Raw genomic sequence first — 24,399 nt, forward strand, 5'->3', positions numbered from 1 at the left:
AGCTAGCCATGATCGACGATCCGCTTTTCCAGCCGCTCATCCTACCCAACGGCGCTGTGATCAAGAACCGCATCGCCAAGGCGTCGATGGAGGAAAACCTCGCCGACGTGAACCAGGCCCCGGGCGAGGCGTTGTGGCGCATGTATCGCGGCTGGGCCGAAGGCGGCGCAGGGCTGATCCTGACCGGCAACGTGATGATCGACGGGCGATACATGACCGGGCCGGGCGGTGTGGTCGTCGAGGATCGGGCAAACCTGCCGGCGCTGCGCAAATGGGCTGAAGCCGGCCGCTCGACAGGCGCGCAGTTCTGGATGCAGATCAACCACCCTGGCCGCCAGATGATGGCAAGCCTGAAGCAACAGCCAATGGCCCCATCGGCGGTCGCCTTGGAGCTTGGCAGGTTCTCGAAGCTCTTCGTTATGCCCCGTGAAATGACGCGCCGCGACATTGACGAAGTGGCGGCGCGTTATGTCGAGACTGCGCTTATCGCTGAGGAGGCCGGCTTCTCGGGTGTTCAGATCCATGCCGCGCATGGCTATCTGCTCAGCCAGTTCCTCTCGCCGCTGACCAACCGCCGCACCGACAAATGGGGCGGGTCGCCGGAAAACCGCGCGCGGCTGCTGATCGAGATCGTGCGGCTGGTCCGCTCCTCCGTTCAGCCGAGCTTCTGCGTCGCCGTCAAACTGAATTCGGCCGACTTCCAGCGCGGCGGTTTCGGCAAGGACGACGCGATCGCCGTGGTGCGCCAGTTGAACGAACTGGGCGTCGACCTGGTGGAGATTTCCGGCGGCAGCTACGAGAGCCCGGCCATGCAGGGACGAGCAGGAGACGAGCGCACCATGGCGCGGGAGGCTTATTTCCTCGACTTTGCCCGCGAGATCATCACTGTCGCCAGGATGCCGGTGATGCTGACCGGAGGGATTCGCCGCAAGAAGGTGGCGCAAACGGCGATCACCGACGGTATCGCGATGGTGGGCCTCGCCACCGCACTGGCGATCCGTCCCGATCTGCCCAACGCCTGGGCGCGTGGCGAAGACATCGAAATCACCGCTCCAGCGGTCAGATGGAGAAGCAAGCCGCTGGCCTCGCTCGCCGTCCAGTCGGTCGTCAAGACGCAGATGCTGCGGCTGGCTGAGGGTCGCGCACCCCGGCATTGCGTGTCGCCGGCATTGGCCCTGATCCAAACACAGATCAGACAGAGTCGTCGCACCCGGCAATATGTCGCCTGGGTCGAGAAACGCCCAAGTCAGGGAGCAGGCCGATGACCGTTCACGCCGACATTGCGGTTACCAAGCTGCAGCATCACGTCTTTTACGTCACCGATCTGGACCGGTCCAAAGCCTTCTACACGCGGTTGTTCGACCTGCAATTCTCGGCGCTCAACCATCCCGATTCAAGTGCTGCGATGCGCCTGTCGAAACAGGAGATGCATTTCTTCTCCTTCGGGTTTCACCATCACGACATTTGTCTGGTGAAGCATCACAAGCTCGCCATGGACAACAACTCCATGCTGCATTTCACGCTTGCATTGCGCGAAGGCGCCGGGTTCGACGCCGTGCGTGCCCGCGCCTCTGCGATGGGTCTGGCTGTCCGCGACGGTCGGATGCTGGCCTCGGCAAAGCCCGTTGTCCGCGCCTTCAGGGTTCAGGATCCCGACAGGCACTGGATCGAGATCATCGAGGAGAGGTCGAGATGAGCAAAGCCGTTCCGCCCAATGTCATTCCGCCGCTTGCCCAGAAATTTGGCGGGCTGTTGAAGCGCAAATGGTTCCGCGAGCTGGTGTTGCTTGTCCCCACCATCACGCGCAGGCGGTTTTCCAACAAGACGGAGGACTATGGCGTCTTCGAACCGTCGCTGGTTTCGCATATCGGGCAATTGTCTATCTATGTGCGCGACATTGCACGAAGCCGGCAATGGTACGAACAGGTTGCCGGCATGGTCCATAGCCGGACGGCCGAGCGCGAGCCGCACCCAGCCAAATCGGGTTGGCAGATTCGCTGCTGCTACATGAGTGCGATCGAACACGATGAATGCCTTGTGCTGGTCGAGGAATTCGATCCCACCGGCAACATCAGCACCCCGTCCGGAATGAGCTTCTTTCACTTTGCCCTGGAGGTACAAGGCAACAGGCTGGAGGACGTCCTGGCATTCGCCAGGCAACGGCATGACAGCGGCTTTCGCCCCAACTATGGACCGGTTCGCCACAACAGCGAGCCGCCGCTCGGTGATGGCGAGACGGGCGGCAACGTCGCCTGTTATCTCTACGACCCGGATTGGAACAATGTCGAGTTCTGCGGAGCTATGGATACCATCCAAAATTATCGTGCTCGCTATGGAGACACAAAAGGTAGCGAGCGCGCGTAGCGAAGCGCCTATTTGATTGAGCCATCTTTGGACATCACGACTCCCAGGGCGAACCTCATTCGGAGTCCTTGCCATAAGGTTCGCCACCGAATACGAGAACATACGAAGGATATGGTTGGGCGAACCACCCGCTAACTAATTGTTTTTGTTGAAAAGACGACATCCTCCGGGCCCACCATAACCTTTGATTTTGTTGATGAAAATTGCGGTCGGTTGTTGCCGCGAAGCGGCCCGGACCGAGCCCATGGTGCCGAGCCCGAAGTTGATTGGGCAGCGCCGCAGCCAGCTCGACGCCCCAAGCTCCGCGAGGTTATCGTTTCCGACTGCACCAGGCTCGGGCCGGCTGACACAACCCCTCGACGGCCCGCGAAGTAGCAGGATCTATCCCTACTCAGTCAGCCTGCCACTGCGGTGCCCGAGCGCCTGCTTCGCAGCATACATGGTCGGCGAGCGCTTGCCGGGAAGGTTCGCCTCCAGAACAAGCTGTTCGACAAAGCCCTGGTTCATTTCGAATTCGACGCATTGGTCAAGCTTATCGACAATCCAGACCCTGTAGTAGTCTTTCTTAAGGTCATATCCGGAATCATCGCTGACTATCTGTAGCGGAGGCGCCGGTATCAACATAATCTTTGGTTTTGGCAGATCGTATGTGTGCCCCTCATACGCGTATCCAAAAATTACTCCGGAGCTATATTTCTTCTTATCTTTCTTGTTTGGTTGTACATCGATCGCACTTAACAATAACATATAATTGTCCAATACAGATTTGATAAAGACATACGAGCTTTCTTGCTTATTGTCTCCTTGACTTTCAAACATTGTTCTTACCAATTGCAGTAATTCTTCATAATTATTGTCAGGAGTACTTTCTGCCAATTTGGAAAAAGTTATGGCGTACTGCCCCTCTTTTACAATGGTGTTTATATCTCGAAATTCATTTTTGTCTTCTGGCTTTGGTAGTCCAGGAACCCCGTAGAGCCGCACCTGCGTTGCATTGAACGCTCCGTGCAAATCGGTCGTCGTATATGTAGGACGGTGATAGTCATCGCTCATGATGCTTCTCCTCGCTTCGGCAATTCAGTTCATGAAATTTCTCGCCACCTGAAGTTTTCCTCGAACTTCGCGCCCAGCACTGGCGCGATGCGGCTGCCGGCTTCGGTAATGGCCATCGCGGCATTCTCAAATGTCAGATCGTCTGCGTCGAGGCTGGACCAGGTCCGAGCAAGGGTCAGCGCCACATCGTCGCGCGCCCGGGTAAGCGCGCTTTTGAACAGGAACGGCCTGGCACGGAAGGCCAGCGCCGTGAAATTCGAGATGCGGTGCATGGCGGCCTCGTCGATATCTCTGATGTCGACATCGAGAAGCCGCTCATCGGCTAGTCCATCACCCACGAGATTCGCGTGGTAGATGTCGACGATCGTATCGAATACGGCCCCCGTGAAGGGCCGCGACCTGTCATGGATTTCGTCGGAGACTTCAGACATGCGGCGCGAATTGCTGGCGAGGCGAATCTGCCGGTCGCCGATCAGTTCGGCAATGCGGTTGAGCTCGTTCAGGACGAGAAGGTTACCGTCGCAGTGGCGGAGCAGCCGGTCGAGACCGCTGTCGAAATGCAGGAAGGACAGAAGCGACGTTATGTCGGCGCTCGCCTCATGGAACGATGCGAAGTCGCCGGTCTTCAAGCCGTTTGCCGGCACCCCAAAAAGGGAAAACAGAATCGCATGGCCGACCTCATGCGCAATCGTATCGAAGTTGAGGGCATAGGGATAAGTTCGACCGTCGGGCGCCCTGTCCACGCCGAGTTCCAGATAACCGTAGCCAGATTGGGCGTTGTTCCAGTCGACCCACGGAATGATCTCCAGCCGCTCATAGGTTTCGGCGAAGTACCAGGTAATCGGCCGCCCAAGGTAGCTTTCCCAGATGTCCAGGACCCGGCTGACTGTCCCGAAGGCGTGTGCCGCCAGGAACTGACGTGAATTCAATGAAATCTGGTCGAAGTGACCGTCGTAGGCGGGTTCCGCCGGCGGGAAGGCCTCGCCAACGAAGGGCGGTAGATAGGGATACTCGTAAGGTTCCTTGTCGAGAAGCGGATCGCGGACATAGATGCGGTGGTCCTCCGGCCCGGCGCGTAACCGGCCCGGCGGGGTCGATATCCAGACGGTCTCTGGTGTGCCGTAGTCGGCAAGGTGGGGCACCTGGGGAAACAGAAGGAAGCGCGTGCCGACGGAACGACTTTGGTCGCTGGATCGATCGAGCGTTCCTAGTAGCTCAGCCCCTCTCATTTTAATACATTAGCAAATTTTAATACATTAGCAAAATGCCAAACGTATCGTAAATTGAGATTGAGATTTCTCGCCCTGATGCCCTCAAATCTCTAACCCGGCTTCGTCGAGATCCTTAAAGAAAGCCGCCGTCAATTGGAAATCCGGCAGGGATGCGGGCTCCTTGAATAAGCCGTGATGCAATAGCCGGAGTGCGTCGCGCGCATCCTGCTTCTTCTGCTGAACGAAAGTTGCGGCGAGGATCTCCTGATATTTCTCGACAACGAGATCACCTTCGCAAGACAAGGCGTCACCGACCATGCGGGCGAGCGTGCGCTCGCGAAAATTGAGAGCTTGCGCGGCGCGCTCCAGGCTGGTTCTGTATTCAGCCGAAATAATGCCTCGACGGCAGGCCCTGCGAACCGTCATGCGAAGATCGATCAGCGCGTGGGTTATGGGCGCGGAATTTACCTCCCATGGTCCGTGCAGTACGGCCACCGCATCGTCAGGCGCAAACGCAAAGCGACGATACCACCGGTAGATGAGCCCCACGCCCTGCATGTATGGAAAGAGTTCCGCAGCGCGAAGTGCCCCCATGCTCGCTGCGCCGACTATCGGAACACCTTTCGCTATTGCCCAAAGGATTTCCTTGTGCCTGACCGCCGGCTCCGACTGAAAGCCGCCGTCGATGATGACTATCGCGCTCGGATCAAAATGCTGCACAGCCGCAATGATCGAACCCTGAACAGCCGGCGGAAGGCAGATCGCCTCCACGACTTCCAGCACTTCGCCCTGTGACAGGGTGGGACCGGCAAAGACCAGCTTGGGACGCATTTGCCTAGCCATGCAACAGAGGCGTCAAGGCCGGTATGACGATCCTGACGACCGACAGGTCGCAGAGCGGCCTGGTATCGAGCTGAATCATGTACACCGCGTCGATTCCTGCGCCCTCGATCTGTGCGAGAAGAGCGGACATCCTATTTCCCGCGCTGGTGTAGTTCTGCCCGGCAATCGCACCGAAATGGACGTCGCGAGGGCCGTCGGACAGGAGGCGTCGGTGCGCCGCAATTTTTTGCCAATCGGGATATCTTGGATAGGACGCACGCGTCAGGTCATCACGGGCGCCGGAGATCGCCGTCAGTCGCGACTGCGCCGCCTCGTAGATTGCATGAACGATCGCGGACGCGGCATCGAAACCTGCCGCCGAGCCCTCTGCCGGATGGTGAAGAATGGCAGTTTCCGGTGGCCGATCCTCCATGAGATGGCACCAGATCACCGGCAGTCCCAGCGGTGAGGGGGCGTGCCAAAGCCCCACCAGCAGGCCTTTGGCTTCCAGGCTTTCGAGAAGGCCCGCAACTGTCGGATCGTCGATCGTTCTTGGGTCAATTCGATGGCGCTGGAAAAAGCCATGGATTCGCTCCGCCCGCGTGAGTGCGTCGCGCTCGATGCATTCCATTATCCCGTGCAGGATAGAGTCCGTTTCCTTGAAGGAGGCCGCCAGGCCAGACGTCGATGAAGCGAAGATTTCCTCGTGGGGCCGCGGCGGGAACACGTAGGCAGTGTGTACCAGCTCGAATGGGACCCAATCCTGCAGGCCACCCTTGAGGATATTCTCGGCATGAATCCAAGCTATGTCCCTGCTGCGCCAGCCCGCGTCGACACCAGGCTGGAGATGGGCTTGGAATCTTTCAGGAGGAATATTCAGGGAGTCTGCGGAGGCCGCGATGGGGTCATAGTGCGTCAAGCGCTCGGCAAAGCAGGACTCCGCGGCCTCGAGAATGGCCGATACCGCAGCTTCGGTTATGGTCGGCCCCTTGCCTTGCGAAACGGAATTTAAAAGGGAGAAAGGCCTGACCGCCTGAACCACGGGTATGTCGAGCACGTCGAGGCCTGTGATGTCTGCAATCCGTGTGATGCCCAAGAGCTCGCGCATCGTCATTAGCTGCATGAGAGCTTCGCGCGGCGGAGGACCCGAGCGCTCGTACCGTTCCAGCATGGAGGCTTCCCGATCTCCCAGCCGCGCGGCTAGTGGCGCAGGCTTGGTTCTAGATTGACGAACAACGCCGCGCCTTGCTCGATGGCTGATTTCGCCAAGACGACACGCTTACGGTACTGCCGGGATAATTCCTCTGATACGCCCCATGTCCCGAGCATCTCATATGCATTGAGCAGGATTGGCACCGCATTTTGCTCATCGGCGGTAGCCAGGCTTTTGGAGAGCGCGGCAACAACATCCGTGCCCGAGGAGCCTCTAAGTAGAAGCAGATGTGCCTTTCGCCGATAGAGTTCGGCGAGCCAAGAAAGACTGCCACCTGCTTCGGCTTCCGCAGCCGCGGAAGAGACAAGCCTGAGGGCCTCGTCAGTCTCGCCTGTCCGGGCCAGAAGCTCCGCCAGCATGCCGTAGTAGACGGGATAGTCTTCCGGCGTTTGGAGTTCGCCGTGGATCGCGAGACCCTCCTTGATCTGGTCCCTGCCTTGCTCAACCCGAGCAGCATTTCCTTCGCACCAGCCTTCGAGAATCTGCGCTAAGGCGGCAAGGGAGGGCAGATGGTGGCGCTTCGTCAATTCGCGGATATCGGCGATGACGCCTCGCAGCGCCGAGAAATCGCGGCGATAGCAATCAAGCATCGCTTCGTTGATGTAGGCATGGGCGATACTACCAACATGCGCCGTTTGCATTGCCCAGCGCCTGGCTTCAGCCAACGACCGAACTGCGCTTGCGGCCCGGCCGATAAACCATTGAGAGAGACCCCTATGCGACAGGCCGCAGACCCTAGCGTCATGGCCGCCGAACAGCGTGGCATTTCCTGCCCTCTGGCCTGTCCCATAGAGCGCAAGTCCTTCGTCGACCGCCGTGATGCAGTTCTTGTGATGCCCAAGATTAAATTCGATTGCCCAAACACAGTGTCTAGCCTGAAACTGCACTTCGGGGTCGTCGACATCCCTCAGGTCGGTCAGGACGGTCCGTGCGCGTTCCCCGTCGATGGTGGAGTCGGTGAACCACCAACCCCAGTAGATCGGAAACCACTTCGCACGCTCGGCGAGTGGCCGCCGCCTGGCGATCTCTACCCCGTCCTCGTAAAGTTTGCGGGCCGGCAGCGAGTTTGGACCTTCCGTGGCTGTAAGTATCGGCCCCAGCGGCATCATCGCGGCGAGGCGCAAGACGTCCTGCTTGTCCGGCCTTCTCACTCGCTGGCAAAGGGTCATGGCATGGTCAAGAATCTGTCTCGCCTCGGCCATTGCAGAGCGGACGTAGCTTTCCCGACCGGCTGCGATGAACTGATCGATCGCTTCCTCGATAAGGCCAGCGCGTTCAGCATGCTCTGCCAGTTCAGCCGTACCCAGCCATGGAGCCAGATTTCGGTCGCGGCCGACAGTGGAGAAAAGCGACTGATGAAGGGTCTGCCGTCTCCTCCGCAGCAGTGCATTGTAGATTGTCTCCCGGATCAGGGCATGACGAAATCCATAGTCGGGCTCGCCGGAAGGCCTGACCCGGATCAGGAATTCCGCCTCGATGAGGGTGTCCAGTGCGTTCCTGATCGTCTCGTCACTGTATTCCGGCAACAGCTTCCGGAGCAATTCCAGATTGAAACGATTGCCGGCGACGGCCGCCGCTCGTGCCACATCCTTTGCGGGGCCCAAGGCTTCCAGCCTGGCTTCAACGATGCCTTCAAACACCGATATTCGGCTGGATGAGCCGGCTGGCGCAAGGCGATCCGTTATGGAGGCTGCATTTTCGGCGATCCATTGGCAGATTTCCTCGATGAAAAGAGGCACGCCCCCGGTTACCTCCTCCACCATGCTAACGAGTTCCGAGTGCGTGGCTGACCCGATTTCCGGCCGCATGGCCATGATTGCCTGTCGCGTTTCCTCGCGGTCGAGCGGCTTCAGAGTGATATGCGACAAGTCCCGGAACACTGAATAAATCTCAGACCCAGGTCGTGCAGTCATTATGAGAAGCACGGGCAGCCGATGAATGAAGAGCGCAAGTTCCGCCAGCAATTGCCTCGATGTGGGGTCGATCCAATGTATGTCTTCGACCACCAGGATGAGTGGTCCGCGTTTGCATATGGCTTCGATGCTTCTGCGAGCCGCCCAGGTGGCTTTCTCCCAGATGACCTTGAGATCAGCCTCTTTCAGAGTGGGGTTCGATCCCTCAGCCCCAAGCAGAAACGAGAAGATGTCGACCACTTCGTCATCGTGAACGCTTTGATTTCCGAAGACCTTCGCTACGTCTGAAGTCTCCAGCCGACCCTCTTTGCCAGCCAGTTCACTGCGAACATTTTGCAGCAGAGGATAAAGGGCCGAGTGGGAGCCGCCGGGCTGACATTGAAAAAGCAGCAATTTTGCCCGCTGAAAGCGTGTCCTCTTGCGGACTTCATAAAGCAGGCGGGACTTGCCGATACCGGCCTCACCCTGAACCAAAACGACGCCGCCCTTGCCGGCGACAGCATCGCGCCAACATGCGGCGATGGTGGCCAGTTCGTCCCCACGGCCTATAAACGTATTGTTCAAGCGCCCGAAGGCGAAGAAGCGGTCGACGTCCCGCTTGTGGCTGATGGCACGCCAAGTTCGCTCCGGCTCCGCGAAACCCTTAATAACGTGAGTGCCACGAAAACTGAAAACGTGGGACCGCCGCGCCAGATTTCGGGTCTCGTCGGACACCAATATTGCATCCGGCTGAGCCATAGCTTGAAGCCGCGTCGCCATGGCCAAAGCAGGGCCCGTGACGCTGGCATGCGCGGTGTTACCGCCGTCCTCGTGGACGAGGGTCATGGATGTAGCGATCCCGACCCGGACATGTAGGTCCGTATGGTCTTTCTCCAGCCCGACCCGCTTGCACGCTTCAATGATTTCGAGCCCGGCCCGTATCGCCTGCGATGCCGCGTCCTTTGCCTCCATCTCTGCTGGAAAAAGTGCGACACCGCCGTCGCCGGCTTCCATCACGACAACGCCCGAGTACGATGAGATTGCCTGTCTTGCCTCACGCCGAAAGGCCGACTCCAGTTCGTCATAGTCCTCGATATCCAGAGCTGCGAGCAGGTCGGTCGATCCGACCAGATCATAACAGAGAGCTGTCATAACGCGCCGCTCGCTGCGAACGTCGGACACACTACTGTCGTCCCTGCTCACGACGCTGTTGGTAAGGGCCACGATTGGAGGCTCTACTCGAGGCTTTTCCGACATGCTACGGGTGCCTTGGCTGGCGGCGTGGGAGCGATACTATCAAATGCGCTAATATTCACCAGAGCGCTCGGGCGACCCTCATCTTATCACAAGCGATACTTCGGACGACGTACGTCACGCTCCCTGACCGCCCAATCTCACGAGATTGCCGAAAGCAGGATGAGTCTCTCGCAGTTCGTCCAGCTCAGCCACGCCATCATGGCTGGCCCGACGGTCTCACGAACCGGCGACGTCAAGAACGGCTTGGGCGAAGGCCTTCGGCGCCTCCTGAGGGAGGTTGTGCCCGACACCTCCCCCGATCTGCCGATGCTCGTACTTGCCAGTGAACATCTTGGCGTATGAACTCGGCGCTGGATGCGGCGCGCCGTTGGCGTCGCTCTCCAGCGTGATGGTCGGGACCCCGATGGTCGGAGCGGCGGCCAGTTGTTTCTCCATTTCGGCGTACTCGGCCTCGCCTTCGGCCAGACCGAGCCGCCAGCGGTAGTTGTGGACCACGATATCGACGTGATCAGGGTTGTCGAAGGCCGCCGCGCTGCGCGCGTAGGTGGCGTCATCGAATGCCCATTTCGGCGAAGCGAGTTGCCAGATCAGCTTGTTGAAATCGCGCCGGTTTTTCTCGTAGCCAAGACGGCCGCGTTCCGTCGCGAGGTAGAACTGGTACCACCACTCGAACTCGGCCTGCGGCGGCAGGGGCATCTTGCCGGCCTCTTGGCTACCGATAAGGTAGCCACTGACTGCAACCAGCGCCTTGACGCGCTCGGGCCAGAGCGCGGCGACGATGTCAGCTGTCCGGGCGCCCCAGTCGAAGCCCGCCAGGACCGCGGTTTTGATCTTGAGACTATCCATGAAGGCAGTGAGATCGACGGCGAGCGCCGCAGGCTCGCCGTTGCGAAATGTCCCGGTGGAACGAAAGAGCGTCCCCCCATAGCCGCGCAGGTAGGGTACCAGCACGCGATGCCCCGCCGATGCAAGCATTGGCGCAACGTCGACGAAGCTGTGAATGTCGTACGGCCAGCCATGCAAGAGCACGACCGGCGGGCCATCGGACGGGCCGGCCTCGGCATACTCGATTTTGAGCACGCCGGCATCGACCTGCTTCAGCGGGCCGAAGGACGCGTCCGGTTGTCCGGTCGCCTGCGCGCCGAACACGACCGGCATGGCGAACTGGCCGGCGGCGGCAAGAGCGGCCGCGCCGAGCAGCCGGCGGCGCTGATGGTCGACCTTTTCGCGAGCTGTGCTCATTTGCCGGCTTCCTGTCCTTGCGGCGCAAGCTCAACGCTGCGCAGGCTCGGCGGCGACTATGCGCTTGGTCGAAACGCCACACCAGTCAGATTTTCGCCGGCCAACCAGACGCTTTGCCAGGTCCGGCGCAGCCGGAGGCTCGAACTGAACCGTCCTTCGCGAGAGCACTCATCGCGAAGCTGCGCGGGCGAAACGATCGATCCTGAAATCATCGAGCGGTGTCTCGCAACCACCGGCCATGATGAGCTCGGCCATGGCGTCGCCGACGCCCGGACCGAGCTGGAAGCCGTGCCCGCAGAAGCCGAAGGCGTGGAACAGGCCGGGCGTCGTCACCGAGGCTCCCATGACCGGCAGCATGTCCCGCACATAGCCCTCGCAGCCAGACCAGGTGCGGATGATCGCGACCTCTGCAATTGCCGGCAGCAGCCGCGCGACCGCGCGCAATTGCATCGGCAGCCGCATCGGGTCGGCGACCGCGTGGCCCGGATCGAGGTCCACCGCGACCCTTTCGGCGGCGCCGCCGAAGACGATGTTGCCTCGCTCGACCTGGCGCAGATAGGCGCCATGGTCCTTGTCGCGCGTCCAGATGCCGATCACCGGCAGAATCCGATGCGGCAATGGCTCGGTCACACCCATTTGCGGGCCGTAGGCGTCGAGCGGGACGTCTTCGCCGAACTGTGCGGCAATGCGCGCGCCCCACGCTCCGGCTGTGTTGAGCAGGCATTCGGCGGCGAATGCACCTTTCGAACTGGTGACAAGGAAACCGGAGCCCGTGTGGGTGATCCTCTCGACCTCGGCTCCCTCGATGATTTGCGCCCCCAGTTTGCGGGCGGCTTCGGCAAAGGCGGGCGCGATCAAGCGCGGATTGCCGCTGCCGTCCTGCGGCGAGAATGATGCGGCGATCGCGTCAGGGCCGAGGCCGGGAAAGCGGGAACGGATCTCGCGTGGGCCAAGTTCCTCCAGCTCGAGCCCCCACGGCCGCGCGGCCTGGGCATAGGCCCGCATGTCGGCAAGGCTTCCTTCATCGAAGATCAGCCTGAGATGGCCGGTGGCGCGGAACTCGACGTCGCGGCCGAGCATCTTGTCGGCCTCGGCCCATAGCCGGAGCGAGCGGTGGGCCAGCGGAAGCTGGGATAGATGGCGTCCCGTGCGCCGGATGTTGCCGAAGGAGGCGACGGTCGCGCCAGTACCGACCCGGTTGCGTTCGATCAGCGTCACGCGCGCGCCGCGCCTGGCGAGGAAATAGGCCGAAGCCGTCCCCATCAGTCCACCGCCCAGCACGATCACATCCATGGTTATTCCTTGCGCCGAGCGGACAATCCCTGACAGCGCCGATCTTGTCGGCACCGCGGGATTGCGTCAAAGATGGGTTTGGAGAATAACCATAAGCTCAGCCTATGGAGTGGCAATGCGGGCGCGTCAGCTCGAAGTGTTCATCGCCGTGATGCGCGCGGGCACCGTGACCGCCGCGGCGCGGATGCTGAACATTTCCCAGCCCGCGCTCAGCCAGATCCTGCTTCACACCGAAGACGAACTCGGCTTCACGCTGTTCGAGCGGGTGAAGGGCCGGCTGCGGCCGACCCCGGAGGCGCTCGAGATTTTTGCCGATGCCGAGCGGCTGTCGGCAGGGCTGGAGGGCTTGCGCCGCAAGACCACCGACCTGCGTCTGGGCCGGACCGGGCTGGTGCGGGTGGCGGCCTCGCCGCCGCCGGCCATGGCGATCTTGCCGCGCGCTTTCACCAGCTTCCGGGCGCAGCATCCCGATATATTGCTGCGCTCCCACATGGCGCCGATCGCCGCCATCGTGGACATGCTGCGTGCCGGCGATGCCAGTCTCGGCGTCGCCTTGGACGACCGCCTGCCTCCCGACATCGAGGCGGAAGTAATCGGCAGCGTCGGCTTCTCCTGCCTGCTGCCCGCCGGGCATGCATTGGCCGGGAAAACCGAGCTGACGCTCGCCGATCTCGCCGGCGAGGACTTGATATCCTATCGCGGCAACACCCGCCCCGCTGACGAGTTGGCTCATGCGGCGCGTGCGCAGGGTGTGGCGCTTTCGCCGTCGCTCGAGATCGATGTTTCCATCTCGGCGGTCGGCTTCGTCCAGGCCGGCCTGGGTGTCGCGCTGGTCGACGCGCTGCTGCCCTGGCAGCAGTTTGCCGGGCTTGCCGTCCGGCCACTGGCGAATGGGCCGGAATTTCCGATCGCGCTGCTCACGTCGCGCACACGGGCGCTTTCGCGGGCCGATGAGATGATGCGCGACCAGATCCGCGTAGCCTGTTCCGTCGTACTGGGCGGTGACAAGACAAGGGCATGAGCAAGACGGGGGCATAAGCAAGACTTATATCGTTCCGCGTCATCCGTCTTGGACCCGGCCATCCTGTCGTGTCAGCTTTGGTTGGCAGACAGGAAGGGACGCATCATGGACGGTGCCATCGCGGCGGACGAAGCGCGGAACGAAGCCGACTGGAAGGTTGGCGTCGATATCGGCGGCACATTCATCGATTTCTGCGCGCTGGAAGCAAATTCCGGGCGCGTCGCCTCGCTGAAAGTGCTGACGACGCCGGAAGATCCGGGTGCCGAGCTGATGACGGGCCTTACCCTTCTCGCCGAGCGCGAAGGCTTTGATCCCAAACGCATGACGCGTTTCGTGCATGGCACGACTGTCGGCATCAACACCATCATCCAGCGCAAGGGCGCGCCGCTCGCGCTGTTCACCAATGCCGGCTTCGAGGACGTGATCGAACTGGCGCGGCTGCGCATGCCGGACATGTATTCGCTGTTCTGTTCGCGGCCGGACCCGCTGATCGCGCGCGACATGGTGTTCGGCATCCCGGCGCGCATGCGCGCCGATGGCAGCGAATCCCAGGCGCCTGATATGGCGGCGGTGGAGCGTGCGGTGGGGGTGGCGAAAGCGAACGGGGCGCAGGGGATCATCGTCTGCTTCCTCCATGCCTGGCGCAACGCCGCGCAGGAAGCCTCGGTCAAGGCGGCGATCACCCGTCTCGCGCCCGATCTGTTCGTCTTCTCTTCGGCCGAGGTGTGGCCGGTCATCCGCGAGTATGAGCGCAGCTCGACCGCCATCCTCAACGGCTATGTCCATCCGCGCGTGTCGGGCTATCTGACGGCGCTGGAAGAGCGGCTGAAGGGCCGTGGCGTGCCGGCCCGCCCAATGCTGACGAAGTCGAATGGCGGGCTGATGAACGCCGCCGAAGGCAAGCGCGCCTGCGTCAACATGCTTTTGTCGGGAACGGCCTCCGGCGTCATCGGCGCTTCGTGGCTGGCGCGCCAGGCCGGTGAGGACAAGATCCTTACCCTCGACATCGGCGGGACCTCGGCCGATTTCGCGCTCATCATCGACGGCGAGGCGCAGTTTGGGACAGGTGAGCTGATCGGCGAATTCCCGCTGCATATCCCCTCCGTATCGGTGAGTTCGATCGGTGTCGGCGGCGGTTCGATCGCCACTGTCGACGCGCAAGGGGTACTGCGGGTCGGGCCGGAATCGGCCGGTTCGACGCCAGGGCCGGCCTGCTATGGCCGTGGCGGCGAACGGGCGACGGTGACGGATGCCATGGTGGTGTGCGGATGGCTTGGCCACAGCGAGATGGCCTATGGCCAGCTGCGGATCGATACGCAGCTGGCGCATCGCGCGGTCGGCGACCTTGCCGCCCGGCTTGGCCGCCCGGTCGAGCGGACCGCGCAGGCGATCCTCGATATCGCGGTGTCGGAAATGTTCGTCGAGGTCGAGAAGCTTGCCTCGCGCGCCGGCGTCGACTTGCGCGATTTCACGCTAATGCCCTTTGGTGGCGGCGGCCCGATGCTCGGCGCCTTTCTTGCCCGCGAGCTCGGCATGAAGCGCGTCATGGCGCCCCGTCGCCCCGGTGTTGTGTCGGCGCTCGGTGGGCTGGTGGCGGATCTGCGCGGCGATTTCATCCGCACCATCTTCAGCCCACTGTCGGCCGTGGCACTTGGCGGAATTCGCGAGGCCTTCGAGGCCCTGGCGCGCGAGGGTCGCGATTGGCTCGCGGCGCAGGGGCACGATGCGGCGGCTGAACTCAACCTCTCCTGCGACATGCGTTATGTCGGACAGAGTTACGAGATCGAGGTCGTTCTTCTGCCGGAATGGCTGGTGGACGGCAATTTGGCCGCCATCGAGCAGGCCTTCCACCTCTCCCATCAGCAGCTCTACGATTTCCACGACCCGGATGGCGAGATCGAGCTTGTGAACGTCCGGTTGTCCGCCGTAGGCGCCGGGCCGAAACTCTCCCTCCCGGTGACCGAGGAAGTGGAAATCGCGGCCATCCCGGCGCGCCGTCTCCCGGTCTACACGGGCGCGAGCGTCGAAACCGTCGACCTCCACGACCGCCAAGCCCTCGTGCCGGGCAGCACGTTCCACGGGCCTGCCGTGGTCGTTCAGGAAGACACCACCTTCGCTATTCCCGCTGGAGCGCAGGCACGGGTCGACCGCCATCTCAACCTTCTGCTTACCTTCGCGGAGTGACGCCATGTTCGACCGCACAAACCTCCAGGTTCTGGCCAACCATGCCCGCGCGGCCGCCGAGAACATGGCCCACACGCTGCACCGTACCGCGCACTCCGCCTTCGTCAAGGAGACGCAGGATTTCACGGTGATGCTGATGGATCGATCGGGAGCGACCTTCGCCGTGCCGATGGAACTCGGCGCCACCTGGTATCCGGGGCTTTCCTATCACCGCGCGATCGCGATGGTCGACGACTACCGGCCGGGCGACGTTGCCTTCACCAACGATCCCTATTCCGGCCACGTCGCCACGCACGCGCCCGACACACATCTGTGGAAGCCGGTCTTCGTCGATGGCGAGATCGTCGCCTGGACCGGAGGGCACATCCACAACACCGATATGGGCGGCGCGGTGCCGGCTTCGCTTAGCCGGGCGCTGACCGAAATCCATCAGGAAGGCATCCGCTTTCCGCCGATGAAGCTGGTGCGGGAAGGGGTCTTCGACGAGATGATCCTGCGGATCATGAGCACGAATGTGCGCAAGCCCGACCTCAACATCGGCGACATCAAGGCGCTTGTCGGCGCGCTCAACACCGGCGAGCGCAAGATCCAGGCGATGGTGCGGAAGTTCGGCAAGGCCGGCTTCGTCGAAGGTGTTTCAGCACTTCTCGACCACGCCGAGGCACAGGCGCGCGACGTGCTGCGCACCATGCCCGACGGCACCTGGGAATTCGCCGATTACGCCGATGAGGATTCCGTCGAAGCCAATCCGTGCCGGCTGAAGCTGACGCTGACGATCAGGGGCGACGAGGCGGTGCTCGACTTCACCGGCTCAGACCCGCAGCTCGGTTCCTCGCTCAACGTGCCCTCGGGCGGCGACCCGCGCCACACCATGCTTTTGGTGGGCGTCTACTACGTGCTCTATACGCTGAACCCGAAGATCCTGCTCAACACGGGCCTGACCCGGCCCTTCACCTGCATCACGCCGCAAGGCTCGGTGCTGAATCCGGTCCACCCCGCCGCTGTGGGCATGCGCTCGCTCACCTGCGCCCGGCTGCGGTCGGTCATCTTCGGCGCCTTCTCGCAAGCGGTGCCGGAGCGCCTGCCCGCGGCACCGGCCGGCAACAACTGCATCGTCAACGTCATGACCACGGACGAGCGTACCAGCCGAACCGTCATCACGGCGGTGAACCCGGTGGTAGGCGGCGGCGGGGCGATGCCGCATCGCGACGGGACCAACGGGTCGGGTGCGGATGCCGCCTATCTGAAGAACACACCGATCGAGATCACCGAGACCGAGACCCCGGTCGAATTCCTGAAATACGGGCTCGCCCGGGACAGCGGCGGGGCGGGGCGTTGGCGCGGCGGACTGGCGACCGAGATGGCCTTCCGCGTCTTTGCTCCCGACTCCAGAATCACCGCGCGCAATCGCGACCGCAGCTTCTTCCGTCCCTGGGGCGTGCTGGGCGGCAAGGCGGCCGGCCTGTCCGACATGATCGTCAATCCGGGGACCGAGCACGAACGGCGGCTGGGCAACATCGACACGGCGGTGCTGCAGCCCGGCGACGTGCTCGATATCCGCTCCGCCGGAGGCGGCGGGCGCGGCGATCCGTACGAACGCGAGCCCTGGCGGGTCGCGCAGGATGTGCGGCGCGGCTACGTTTCGCCAACGGCTGCCGAGCGCGACTATGGCGTCGTCATCAGCGACGGCGAGGTCGATGAGCAGGCGACGGAAAGGCGGCGCGCGCATCACGAGCCGGGCGCCGGCCATTTCCATTTCGGTCCGGAGCGCGACGGCTACGAAGCGCAGTGGACGCCGGCCGCCTATGACCGGCTCACCGCGATACTGGGGGATTTGCCGATCCACTGGCGGTTCTTCACCAAGACGGAGATCTTCCGCCGCATGAAGGGGCGCTCGGGGCCGGAAGGTGTCCAGGCGGCTTTCGATGCGGTCTGCGAGCGGTTCCCAGAACTGCCTCGTCCTAGCCCGGTGCGAGAGGCGGCCGAATGATCACCGCCGGCCGCATCGTCCGGCTGGCTGAGCGCGACCGAGCGCAGCTGCATTTCTGTCTCGACGGGCAGATACGTAGCGCACTCGCAGGCGACACCGTGCTGACCGCGATGTTGGCGTCAGGACAGGCCTTGCGAATGTCCGAGTTCGGACCCGAGCCGCGTGCCGGCTTCTGCCTGATGGGCGCCTGCCAGGATTGCTGGGTGTGGCAGGAGGAGGGACCGCGCCTGCGGGCATGCTCGACCCTTGTCACGCAAGGCATGCGGCTACGCACGACGCCGCGGGAGAGCTGGCCGTGAGTAAGACGCCGCGGATCGTGATCGTGGGCGCCGGCCCCGCCGGCATAAGGGCGGCGGCGGCGCTGGTCGATGCGGGGCTCCATCCGGTTGTGATCGACGAAGGCAATCGTGCCGGCGGCCAGATCTATCGTCGCCCGCCTGACGGGTTCGTCCGTACGCCGGAGCAGCTCTACGGGTCGGAGGCGGCGAAGGCGCGCGCGCTGCATGCGCTCTTCGACCGGTTGGCGGCAGACGGGCGACTCACCCATCGCGCCGGCAGCTCGGTTATTGCCTTGCAGGAGGGGCGGCTGCATGTGCTGGGGGAGGGCGGTGTGCAACTGGTCAGCTATGACCGCCTGATCCTTGCCACCGGCGCGTCCGACCGTGTCGCTCCGGTCCCGGGCTGGCAGAGCGCCGGCGTCTACAGCCTTGGCGCGGCGCAGATCGCGCTCAAGGCACAAGGCGTGGCGCTCGGGCGGCGCATCGTCCTGACCGGATCGGGGCCTTTGCTGACGCTGGTCGGCGCCCAGCTCGTCAAGGCCGGAGCGGATGTGGCAGCGGTGCTCGACACCGCTCCCTGGCATCAGCAGATGCGAGGCTTCTGGAAGCTTGCCGCCCGGCCGCTCGTCACGCTGCGCGGTCTGGCCCTGCGGGCGAAGCTCGGCAGTCGCTATCATGCAGGCGTGAGCCTCGAACGGATCGAGGCAGACGGGCAAGGCGTCACGGCGATGTGTTGGCGCGACGCCGGCGGAAGGCAGCGCCTCACTGAATGCGATACGATCGGCATGGGCTGGCACCTGCGGGCTGAAACGCATCTCGCGGACCTGGCGGGATGCGCCTTCACCTATGATGAGCAGTGGCGGCAATGGCTGCCAAAGAGCGATGAGATGGGTCGCGCCGGCAACGGAGTGTATCTTGCGGGTGACGGCGCTCGTCTCCTCGGGGCGGATGGCGCGGAGATCGCGGGGCGTCTGGCGGCGGCAGCGTGCCTTGCCGATCTTGGATTTCCAGCGCCCTCTACGGCAGCCGATTTGCGCAAGCTTGCCCGGCTTGAGCGCTTTGCCAGTGGCCTGGCTTGCGCCTTTCCCTGGCCGGCGGCGATGGTGCGGGCACTTCCCGACGACGCGATCGTCTGTCGCTGCGAGAACGTCACTGCCGGAGACGTACGTCAAAGTGTGGATTTCGGCGGCGGCGAGGCCAACCGGGTGAAGTCGCTGTCGCGCGTCGGCATGGGGCGCTGCCAGGGGCGCTATTGCCAGTTGGCTGCCGTCGAACTCGCGGCAGTGCAGGCCGGCTGCACGCCCGACGCCATCGGCCGGTTTCGCGGGCAGGTGCCTGTACGGCCTGCGCCCATCGGCGCATTTCTGCGGGACGGCTGATGCGATTGCGAAGACAGCGCCTCGGCATCTGTCACGTCTTAGAAATCGGCAACCTTCCCCCACACGGAAGCATCGAAGCGCCGCGGATCGTAGGATGTCGCATCGACGATCGGCTGCGACCCGGTCACCAGATCGGCGACGAGGTGGCCGGCGCCGGGGCCGATGCCGAAGCCGTGTCCCGAAAATCCGGCAGCCAGGAAGAAACCCGGAACGCTATGGATCTCGCCGATGGCGGGAACACCGTCCGGCGTGCTGTCGATGTAGCCGGCCCAGGCCGCGCTGATCCTGGTCTTGCGAAGGTCGGGCAGAAGTTCGAGCGCCCGGGCATGGGTCAGGCGGATTGTCGCCTGGTCCGGGACCGGATCGAGAATGCGCATCCGCTCCATCGGCGTCGGCTGGTCGAGCCGCCAGCGTCGGAGCGTTTCGTGGCCCGAGCGCGCGCCCTGCAGCCCGCCGGGCGCGAGGCTTCGCCAGCGCTTCAGGAACATCGGCAGGAACTGCGAGGAGAAGCGCAGTTGCTGTGGCGTCACGTCGACGCGGCCGCGTCCGCTTATGGCGAGCGTGTAGCCGCCGTCGCCGCGCCGCGTGGCCGAGATTTTTGCCGTGTGCAGCGCATCCGGCAGACCCTCCGCGCCTGGCGAGACGGCCAGGATGGAGGAGCGGATCGACGCCTGCGGAAAACGGAAACCGAACTGCCGGCAAAAGGAGGACGCCCAGGCGCCGCCGGCCAGGACCGCCAACTTCGTCCGGATCGTACCGCTTTCGGTGACCACCCCGCTCAGGCGGCCGCCTTCGGTTTCGATGCCACGCGCGGCGCAATTCTGGTGCACGGAGCCGCCGAGCTTGAGGATGGCGCGGGCGACCGAGGGCGCGGCCCGCGACGGGTCGGCGGTGCCGTCGGTCGGCGAGAAGACGCCGCCCTTCCAGGTCCGGCCCGTGGCGCGGCCCCGCTCGCTGGCCTCGGCGCTGTCGAGCATATGCGTGGTGACGCCGGCCGTCCTGGCGAAGTCACGCCAGCGCGCCCAGCCGGCCAGTTCCGCCTCGTCATTGCTGAGATAGAGCAGGCCACAGCGGCGAAAGCCGGTGTCTTCGCCGGTTTCCGCCGCAAAGCTGTCCCACAAATCGAGGCTTCGGGTCGCCATCGGCAGCTCGCGGGCGTCGCGATTCTGCTGGCGGCACCACCCCCAGTTCCGCGAGGACTGCTCGGCGCCGATGCGCCCTTTTTCGACGAGCACGACCTGCATGCCGCGCCTTGCCAGATAATAGGCCGTGAAGACACCGACGATGCCGCCGCCAATCACCACCGCGTCCGCGGACTTTGGCAGGTCACCAGATGTCTCGATTTGCTGAAGCGGCGCGCGCATGGTCTCTCTGCCTTGAAGCGCCAATCTACCGTGTTGCGCAGGCAGCCGCTGCCGCAGTTGCGGCCGAAGCAGAATTTTATTCCGGCAGCGCGGTCGAAATCGGGAGTCACTGCGTTTCAAAGCGGTATCCACTTGGATGGACAGGCCAATCGGCTGTGGTAGTGTCAATGTCTATAAGCAAGGCAGCATTTTGTGCTGTGGCATGCGTTCTGCGGAGACGACCATGAAACTGGATCGGATCGACATAAAGATTCTATACGAATTGCAGAAGAACGGCCGCATCACCAATGTGGAACTGGCCGATCTGGTGCATCTGTCGCCAAGCCCGTGCCTGATGCGGGTCAAGAAGCTCCAGTCGGAGGGCTACATCGAAGGCTATTCCGCACAGGTCAATATCGGCAAGCTCGGCCAGACGCTGACCGTGTTCACCGAGATCACCTTGAAGAACCATCGCCAGGTCGACTTCGCCCGCTTTCTCGCCGTCGTGGAGAAGATCGACCAGGTCATCGAATGCCACCTCGTGTCGGGCGGCTACGACTATCTGATGAAATTCGTGACCGCCGGCATCGCCGAGTACCAGACCATCATGGAACGGCTGACCGACATGGATATCGGCATCGACAAGTATTTCAGCTTCGTCGTGCTGAAGTCGCCCATCGTCAAGGCGCACATGCCGCTGCCCAGCCTGTTTCCAAGGTAGTCAGCCGTGGCCACGCCGGGCGCTGCATTGTCGACTGCGGCCCGCTACCAGATGTCAGGCCGCAAGATCGGCCGCAGTGCTTTCAATTCGGCTTGCATCTCGGCGATCATCCAGGCGCGGATATCGGAGACGACAGGCCGTACCGGCCTTGAGCGCGGGGCAATCAACTGATGGATCCGGCCCGTCTTGATCTGCCTGTCCGAAGCCGGGACAAGGGTTCCCTGAAGCAACGCCCTTGAAACGTTGCTGAGCCAGCCGAGCGCCACGCCTTCCCCGTTCATCGCGGCTTGAAGCACGACCGCGTAATCCGAGAATTCGAGCCACTTTGCCCTGCTGGTCTTGCGGTCCGCCACACTGCCCCAGGCGTCCAGCCACTGCTCCTTGGCGTCGGTCAGGTGCAGCAGGGCATGACCCTCTCCGGTTCCGGCATGGATCAGCCGGCCATGGGCCGACAGATAGGATGGGCTGCACACCGGAACGATGATCTCCGGCGAGAATGCCCAGTGGTGATAGTGGGTGTCGTCGTCGGCCAGGATTCTCGTGGCCAGGTCGACGGTCTCGGCGGGTCCGCGCAGGACGCCCGCGATCAGTTCGAACCTCAGGTCCACATCGGGAAATCTTGCGTTGAACGCCCCTAACCTCGGAACGAACCAATAGGTTGCCAGAGAACTCGAAAGGGAAAGAGTGACCACCGGCTTTGCATCACCGTTCCGCTTGATTGTCCGGATCACCTCCTCGATGCGGTCAAATCCCTCCCGCACAGCCGAATAAAGGGCACGTCCCTCCGAAGTCGGGGTCAACCCCGTTGCACCCCGCGTGAAAAGAGCAACGCCAAAATCGGCCTCTAGCTGGGCGATGCTGCGGCTGATCGATGGTTGCGTGACGTTGAACTCGCGCGCGGCGGCGGTGAAACTGCCTGACCGGACAGCAGCTTCGAACACAAGCAGTCCGCGCGCGGAAGGAACAAGTTTTGCGAAACCAGCCATACGCCCAGCGTATAGCCACCCCAACAATTTTCAAGCTTTCTCCGGCTTCGCAAATGGCGAACTATAAGCTTCATGAATGGGGTGGAGCAGGACGTGACGATGGCGGCATCTCAAGCAGGCGGCACATCCAGTGATCCTCTGCTGCAGCCGTTTCGGCTCAAGGGCCTGACGCTGCGCAACCGTGTCGTCAGCACCAGCCATGCCTCGATGCTGGACGAGGGCGGCCTGCCGCTCGAGCGCTACCAGCGCTACCATGAGGAGAAAGCGCGCGGCGGCCTGGCGATGACCATGGCGGGCGGTTCGGCCATGACGTCGCCCGATTCCAGTTGGGGCGGCGGTCAGCTGGACCTTTCGAGCGATCGCATCGTCCCTCATCTCCAGTCGCTGTCGCAGCGCATTCATCGCCATGGCGCCGCCGTCATGTGCCAGGTCTCACATCTTGGCCGGCGCGCCACCGCCTATGCCGGGAACTGGCTGCCGCCAGTGGCGCCGTCACGCGTTCGCGAGACTCGAAACCGGAATTTTCCGAAGGAGATGGACGCTGCCGACATCGACAGGATCGTCAGGGATTACGCCAATGCCGCAAGGCGTTGCGTGGACGGCGGTCTGGATGGCGTCGAAACCGTCACCGGCGGCCATCTGATCGGGCAATTCCTCTCGCGCAGAACCAACAGACGCACGGATGGCTTCGGCGGCTCGCTGGAAAACCGCGCGCGCTTCGGCCTGATGGTTCACGAGGCGATACGCCGCGCTGTGGGCGACGACTTCGCCGTCGGCATCCGGTTGGTGATCGACGAGGCGGTCGACGATGGATCAGATTTCGAGGAATGCCTTGCCTTCGCCAGGCTGTTTGAGCGCGAAGGCCATGTCGATTTCTTCAATTGCATCTTCGGCCGCATGGACACCGACCTGTCACTGGCCGAGCAGAACATGCCCGGCATGTTCAGCCCGAGCGCGCCGTTTCTGCCGCTGGTCGGGCAGTTCAAACGGGAAACCAGGCTGCCCGTGATCCACGCCGCGGCCATCCGGGATGTCGCCACGGCCCGGCATGCGATCCGCGAGAACCTTGTCGACCTGGTCGGCATGACGCGGGCCCATATCGCCGACCCGCACATCGTCAACAAAATCATGCGCGGCGAAGAAGAACGCATCCGCCCCTGCGTCGGCGCGTCCTACTGCCTGTACAAGAAGGTGCAATGCATCCACAACCCGGCCAGCGGCCATGAAACGATCGTCAACCATCTCATTGACCGGGCCGAAACGCCGATAAGGGTGGTCGTGGTCGGCGGTGGTCCGGGCGGGATGGAAGCGGCAAGGGTGGCCGCCGAGCGCGGCCATAGAGTGAGCCTGCTCGAAGCCGGGGCGCGGCTTGGTGGGCAGGTGCTCGTCGCGGCCTCGGCGTCCGATCGCAAGGATCTGATCGGCATCGTCGACTGGCGTACCGGCGAGCTCGCTCGCCTGGGCGTGGACGTCCGTCTCAATACCTATGCGGACGCAGAGATCGTCCTTGCGGCAAAACCGGACGCGGTCATCATCGCCACCGGCGGCATTCCGGACATGGAATGGCTGGAGGGCGATGAGCATTGCGACAGCGTCTGGGACGTCCTGACCGGGGTCGTGCCGGCGAAGGACGACGTGCTCATCTATGACGAGACCGGACGCCAGGCCGCGATTTCCTGCGCCCTGCATCTTGCCCGTCCGGGGCGTGTGGTCAGCCTGGCCATAGCGGATGACACGCTGGCGATCGAGACGCCCTATCCGGACCGGGTGAGTTTTCGCAAGCGCGCCGCGGAACGCGGCATCCGGGTCGTCAGCGATGTGCGCCTGGTCAAGGCTGCGCGCCAGGGCAACGGCATCGCCGCGACGTTCCGGCATGAACTCACCGGCGCGGAAACGGAAATGACTGCGGCCCAACTCATCGTCGAGCGCGGCACGGTGCCCATGGAGGATACCTACCAGGAATTGCGGGCGCGCTCCGCCAACAACGGCGTCACCGACATATCGCTTATGACGGGAATGGAACCGATGCGGGACAATGGTCCCCAGGCTGCCGGATCGTTCGTCCTGCACCGCATAGGAGACGCCGTTGCCAGCAGGGACATCTATTCGTCGATCTACGAGGCCTACCGGCTCTGCTCGCAATTGTAGGC

Annotated in this window: 19 protein-coding genes; 10 read left to right on the plus strand and 9 right to left on the minus strand. The window is 63.0% G+C overall.

Annotated features, from left to right (window positions below):
- Positions 1-8: 8 nt before the first annotated feature.
- The 3 genes from CKW40_RS13115 to CKW40_RS13125 are packed head-to-tail and all read left to right on the plus strand — an operon-like array spanning position 9 to position 2,364.
- Positions 9-1,265, plus strand: a complete 1,257-nt coding sequence (locus CKW40_RS13115) for an NADH:flavin oxidoreductase/NADH oxidase family protein (protein ID WP_095200344.1) — start codon at positions 9-11, stop codon at positions 1,263-1,265.
- Positions 1,262-1,696, plus strand: a complete 435-nt coding sequence (locus CKW40_RS13120; RefSeq protein ID WP_095200345.1) for a VOC family protein — start codon at positions 1,262-1,264, stop codon at positions 1,694-1,696. The genes CKW40_RS13115 and CKW40_RS13120 overlap by 4 nt, the downstream gene beginning before the upstream one ends.
- Positions 1,693-2,364, plus strand: coding sequence for a VOC family protein (locus CKW40_RS13125; RefSeq protein ID WP_095200346.1), 672 nt, complete (start codon positions 1,693-1,695; stop codon positions 2,362-2,364). The genes CKW40_RS13120 and CKW40_RS13125 overlap by 4 nt, the downstream gene beginning before the upstream one ends.
- A 387-nt stretch (positions 2,365-2,751) precedes the next feature.
- Here CKW40_RS13125 and CKW40_RS13130 read toward each other — a convergent pair whose 3' ends face one another.
- The 7 genes from CKW40_RS13130 to CKW40_RS13160 all read right to left on the minus strand — a co-directional run bounded on the left by CKW40_RS13130 (position 2,752) and on the right by CKW40_RS13160 (position 12,347).
- Positions 2,752-3,417, minus strand: coding sequence for a hypothetical protein (locus CKW40_RS13130; RefSeq protein ID WP_095200347.1), 666 nt, complete (start codon positions 3,415-3,417; stop codon positions 2,752-2,754).
- Between the two features lie 29 nt (positions 3,418-3,446).
- Entirely contained in the window at positions 3,447-4,646 is a 1,200-nt protein-coding gene (locus tag CKW40_RS13135; RefSeq protein WP_095200348.1) for a gluzincin family metallopeptidase, read from the minus strand.
- Between the two features lie 84 nt (positions 4,647-4,730).
- Positions 4,731-5,459, minus strand: a complete 729-nt coding sequence (locus tag CKW40_RS13140; RefSeq protein ID WP_179297950.1) for a TfuA-like protein — start codon at positions 5,457-5,459, stop codon at positions 4,731-4,733.
- A 4-nt stretch (positions 5,460-5,463) separates the two neighbouring features.
- On the minus strand, positions 5,464-6,621 hold the full coding sequence (locus tag CKW40_RS13145; RefSeq protein WP_095200350.1) for a YcaO-like family protein: 1,158 nt from the start codon (positions 6,619-6,621) through the stop codon (positions 5,464-5,466).
- Positions 6,622-6,650: 29 nt separating this feature from the next.
- Entirely contained in the window at positions 6,651-9,737 is a 3,087-nt protein-coding gene (locus CKW40_RS13150; RefSeq protein WP_179297951.1) for an ATP-binding protein, read from the minus strand.
- Between the two features lie 291 nt (positions 9,738-10,028).
- Positions 10,029-11,054, minus strand: coding sequence for an alpha/beta fold hydrolase (locus tag CKW40_RS13155; protein WP_095200352.1), 1,026 nt, complete (start codon positions 11,052-11,054; stop codon positions 10,029-10,031).
- 168 nt (positions 11,055-11,222) lie between these two features.
- Positions 11,223-12,347, minus strand: coding sequence for an NAD(P)/FAD-dependent oxidoreductase (locus CKW40_RS13160; protein ID WP_095200353.1), 1,125 nt, complete (start codon positions 12,345-12,347; stop codon positions 11,223-11,225).
- Between the two features lie 115 nt (positions 12,348-12,462).
- Between CKW40_RS13160 and CKW40_RS13165 the strand changes: the two genes are divergently transcribed.
- From CKW40_RS13165 to CKW40_RS13185, 5 genes are all read left to right on the plus strand, one after another.
- Positions 12,463-13,368, plus strand: a complete 906-nt coding sequence (locus tag CKW40_RS13165) for a LysR family transcriptional regulator (protein ID WP_095200354.1) — start codon at positions 12,463-12,465, stop codon at positions 13,366-13,368.
- Positions 13,369-13,473: 105 nt separating this feature from the next.
- Positions 13,474-15,552, plus strand: coding sequence for a hydantoinase/oxoprolinase family protein (locus tag CKW40_RS13170; RefSeq protein WP_095200355.1), 2,079 nt, complete (start codon positions 13,474-13,476; stop codon positions 15,550-15,552).
- 4 nt (positions 15,553-15,556) lie between these two features.
- Complete coding sequence (locus CKW40_RS13175; RefSeq protein WP_095200356.1) at positions 15,557-17,542, plus strand: hydantoinase B/oxoprolinase family protein; 1,986 nt, start codon at positions 15,557-15,559, stop codon at positions 17,540-17,542.
- The gene (locus CKW40_RS13180) at positions 17,539-17,841 is read left to right on the plus strand and encodes a (2Fe-2S)-binding protein (protein ID WP_095200357.1); all 303 of its coding nucleotides are present in this window, start codon (positions 17,539-17,541) and stop codon (positions 17,839-17,841) included. Before CKW40_RS13175 ends, CKW40_RS13180 begins: the two co-directional genes overlap by 4 nt.
- Positions 17,832-19,199 carry an FAD/NAD(P)-dependent oxidoreductase gene (locus CKW40_RS13185; protein ID WP_095200678.1) on the plus strand — a complete coding sequence of 456 codons (1,368 nt, stop codon included), beginning with the start codon at positions 17,832-17,834 and terminating at the stop codon, positions 19,197-19,199. Before CKW40_RS13180 ends, CKW40_RS13185 begins: the two co-directional genes overlap by 10 nt.
- 38 nt (positions 19,200-19,237) lie before the next feature.
- On the opposite strand, the gene CKW40_RS13190 is transcribed toward CKW40_RS13185, so the two are convergent.
- On the minus strand, positions 19,238-20,563 hold the full coding sequence (locus CKW40_RS13190; RefSeq protein ID WP_095200358.1) for an NAD(P)/FAD-dependent oxidoreductase: 1,326 nt from the start codon (positions 20,561-20,563) through the stop codon (positions 19,238-19,240).
- 223 nt (positions 20,564-20,786) lie between these two features.
- Here CKW40_RS13190 and CKW40_RS13195 point away from each other — a divergent pair, with 223 nt between their 5' ends.
- Positions 20,787-21,263, plus strand: coding sequence for an Lrp/AsnC family transcriptional regulator (locus CKW40_RS13195; protein ID WP_027167818.1), 477 nt, complete (start codon positions 20,787-20,789; stop codon positions 21,261-21,263).
- 44 nt (positions 21,264-21,307) lie between these two features.
- On the opposite strand, the gene CKW40_RS13200 is transcribed toward CKW40_RS13195, so the two are convergent.
- Entirely contained in the window at positions 21,308-22,249 is a 942-nt protein-coding gene (locus tag CKW40_RS13200) for a LysR substrate-binding domain-containing protein (RefSeq protein ID WP_095200359.1), read from the minus strand.
- 99 nt (positions 22,250-22,348) lie between these two features.
- Between CKW40_RS13200 and CKW40_RS13205 the strand changes: the two genes are divergently transcribed.
- Positions 22,349-24,397, plus strand: coding sequence for an oxidoreductase (locus CKW40_RS13205; RefSeq protein ID WP_244571172.1), 2,049 nt, complete (start codon positions 22,349-22,351; stop codon positions 24,395-24,397).
- Positions 24,398-24,399 lie beyond the last annotated feature (2 nt).

The organism is Mesorhizobium carmichaelinearum, assembly GCF_900199455.1.
In the GTDB taxonomy this organism is placed as follows: Bacteria; Pseudomonadota; Alphaproteobacteria; order Rhizobiales; family Rhizobiaceae; genus Mesorhizobium; species Mesorhizobium carmichaelinearum.

What these genes read in the sequence shown, in the direction of transcription:
- CKW40_RS13190 (WP_095200358.1), bottom strand. Translation starts at nt 20,563, where the DNA reads ATGCGCGCGCCGCTTCAGCAAATCGAGACATCTGGTGACCTGCCAAAG.
- CKW40_RS13155 (WP_095200352.1), bottom strand. Translation starts at nt 11,054, where the DNA reads ATGAGCACAGCTCGCGAAAAGGTCGACCATCAGCGCCGCCGGCTGCTC.
- CKW40_RS13195 (WP_027167818.1), top strand. Translation starts at nt 20,787, where the DNA reads ATGAAACTGGATCGGATCGACATAAAGATTCTATACGAATTGCAGAAG.
- CKW40_RS13125 (WP_095200346.1), top strand. Translation starts at nt 1,693, where the DNA reads ATGAGCAAAGCCGTTCCGCCCAATGTCATTCCGCCGCTTGCCCAGAAA.
- CKW40_RS13200 (WP_095200359.1), bottom strand. Translation starts at nt 22,249, where the DNA reads ATGGCTGGTTTCGCAAAACTTGTTCCTTCCGCGCGCGGACTGCTTGTG.
- CKW40_RS13170 (WP_095200355.1), top strand. Translation starts at nt 13,474, where the DNA reads ATGGACGGTGCCATCGCGGCGGACGAAGCGCGGAACGAAGCCGACTGG.
- CKW40_RS13160 (WP_095200353.1), bottom strand. Translation starts at nt 12,347, where the DNA reads ATGGATGTGATCGTGCTGGGCGGTGGACTGATGGGGACGGCTTCGGCC.
- CKW40_RS13165 (WP_095200354.1), top strand. Translation starts at nt 12,463, where the DNA reads ATGCGGGCGCGTCAGCTCGAAGTGTTCATCGCCGTGATGCGCGCGGGC.
- CKW40_RS13140 (WP_179297950.1), bottom strand. Translation starts at nt 5,459, where the DNA reads ATGCGTCCCAAGCTGGTCTTTGCCGGTCCCACCCTGTCACAGGGCGAA.
- CKW40_RS13180 (WP_095200357.1), top strand. Translation starts at nt 17,539, where the DNA reads ATGATCACCGCCGGCCGCATCGTCCGGCTGGCTGAGCGCGACCGAGCG.
- CKW40_RS13120 (WP_095200345.1), top strand. Translation starts at nt 1,262, where the DNA reads ATGACCGTTCACGCCGACATTGCGGTTACCAAGCTGCAGCATCACGTC.
- CKW40_RS13205 (WP_244571172.1), top strand. Translation starts at nt 22,349, where the DNA reads ATGGCGGCATCTCAAGCAGGCGGCACATCCAGTGATCCTCTGCTGCAG.
- CKW40_RS13115 (WP_095200344.1), top strand. Translation starts at nt 9, where the DNA reads ATGATCGACGATCCGCTTTTCCAGCCGCTCATCCTACCCAACGGCGCT.
- CKW40_RS13145 (WP_095200350.1), bottom strand. Translation starts at nt 6,621, where the DNA reads ATGCTGGAACGGTACGAGCGCTCGGGTCCTCCGCCGCGCGAAGCTCTC.
- CKW40_RS13130 (WP_095200347.1), bottom strand. Translation starts at nt 3,417, where the DNA reads ATGAGCGATGACTATCACCGTCCTACATATACGACGACCGATTTGCAC.
- CKW40_RS13175 (WP_095200356.1), top strand. Translation starts at nt 15,557, where the DNA reads ATGTTCGACCGCACAAACCTCCAGGTTCTGGCCAACCATGCCCGCGCG.
- CKW40_RS13135 (WP_095200348.1), bottom strand. Translation starts at nt 4,646, where the DNA reads ATGAGAGGGGCTGAGCTACTAGGAACGCTCGATCGATCCAGCGACCAA.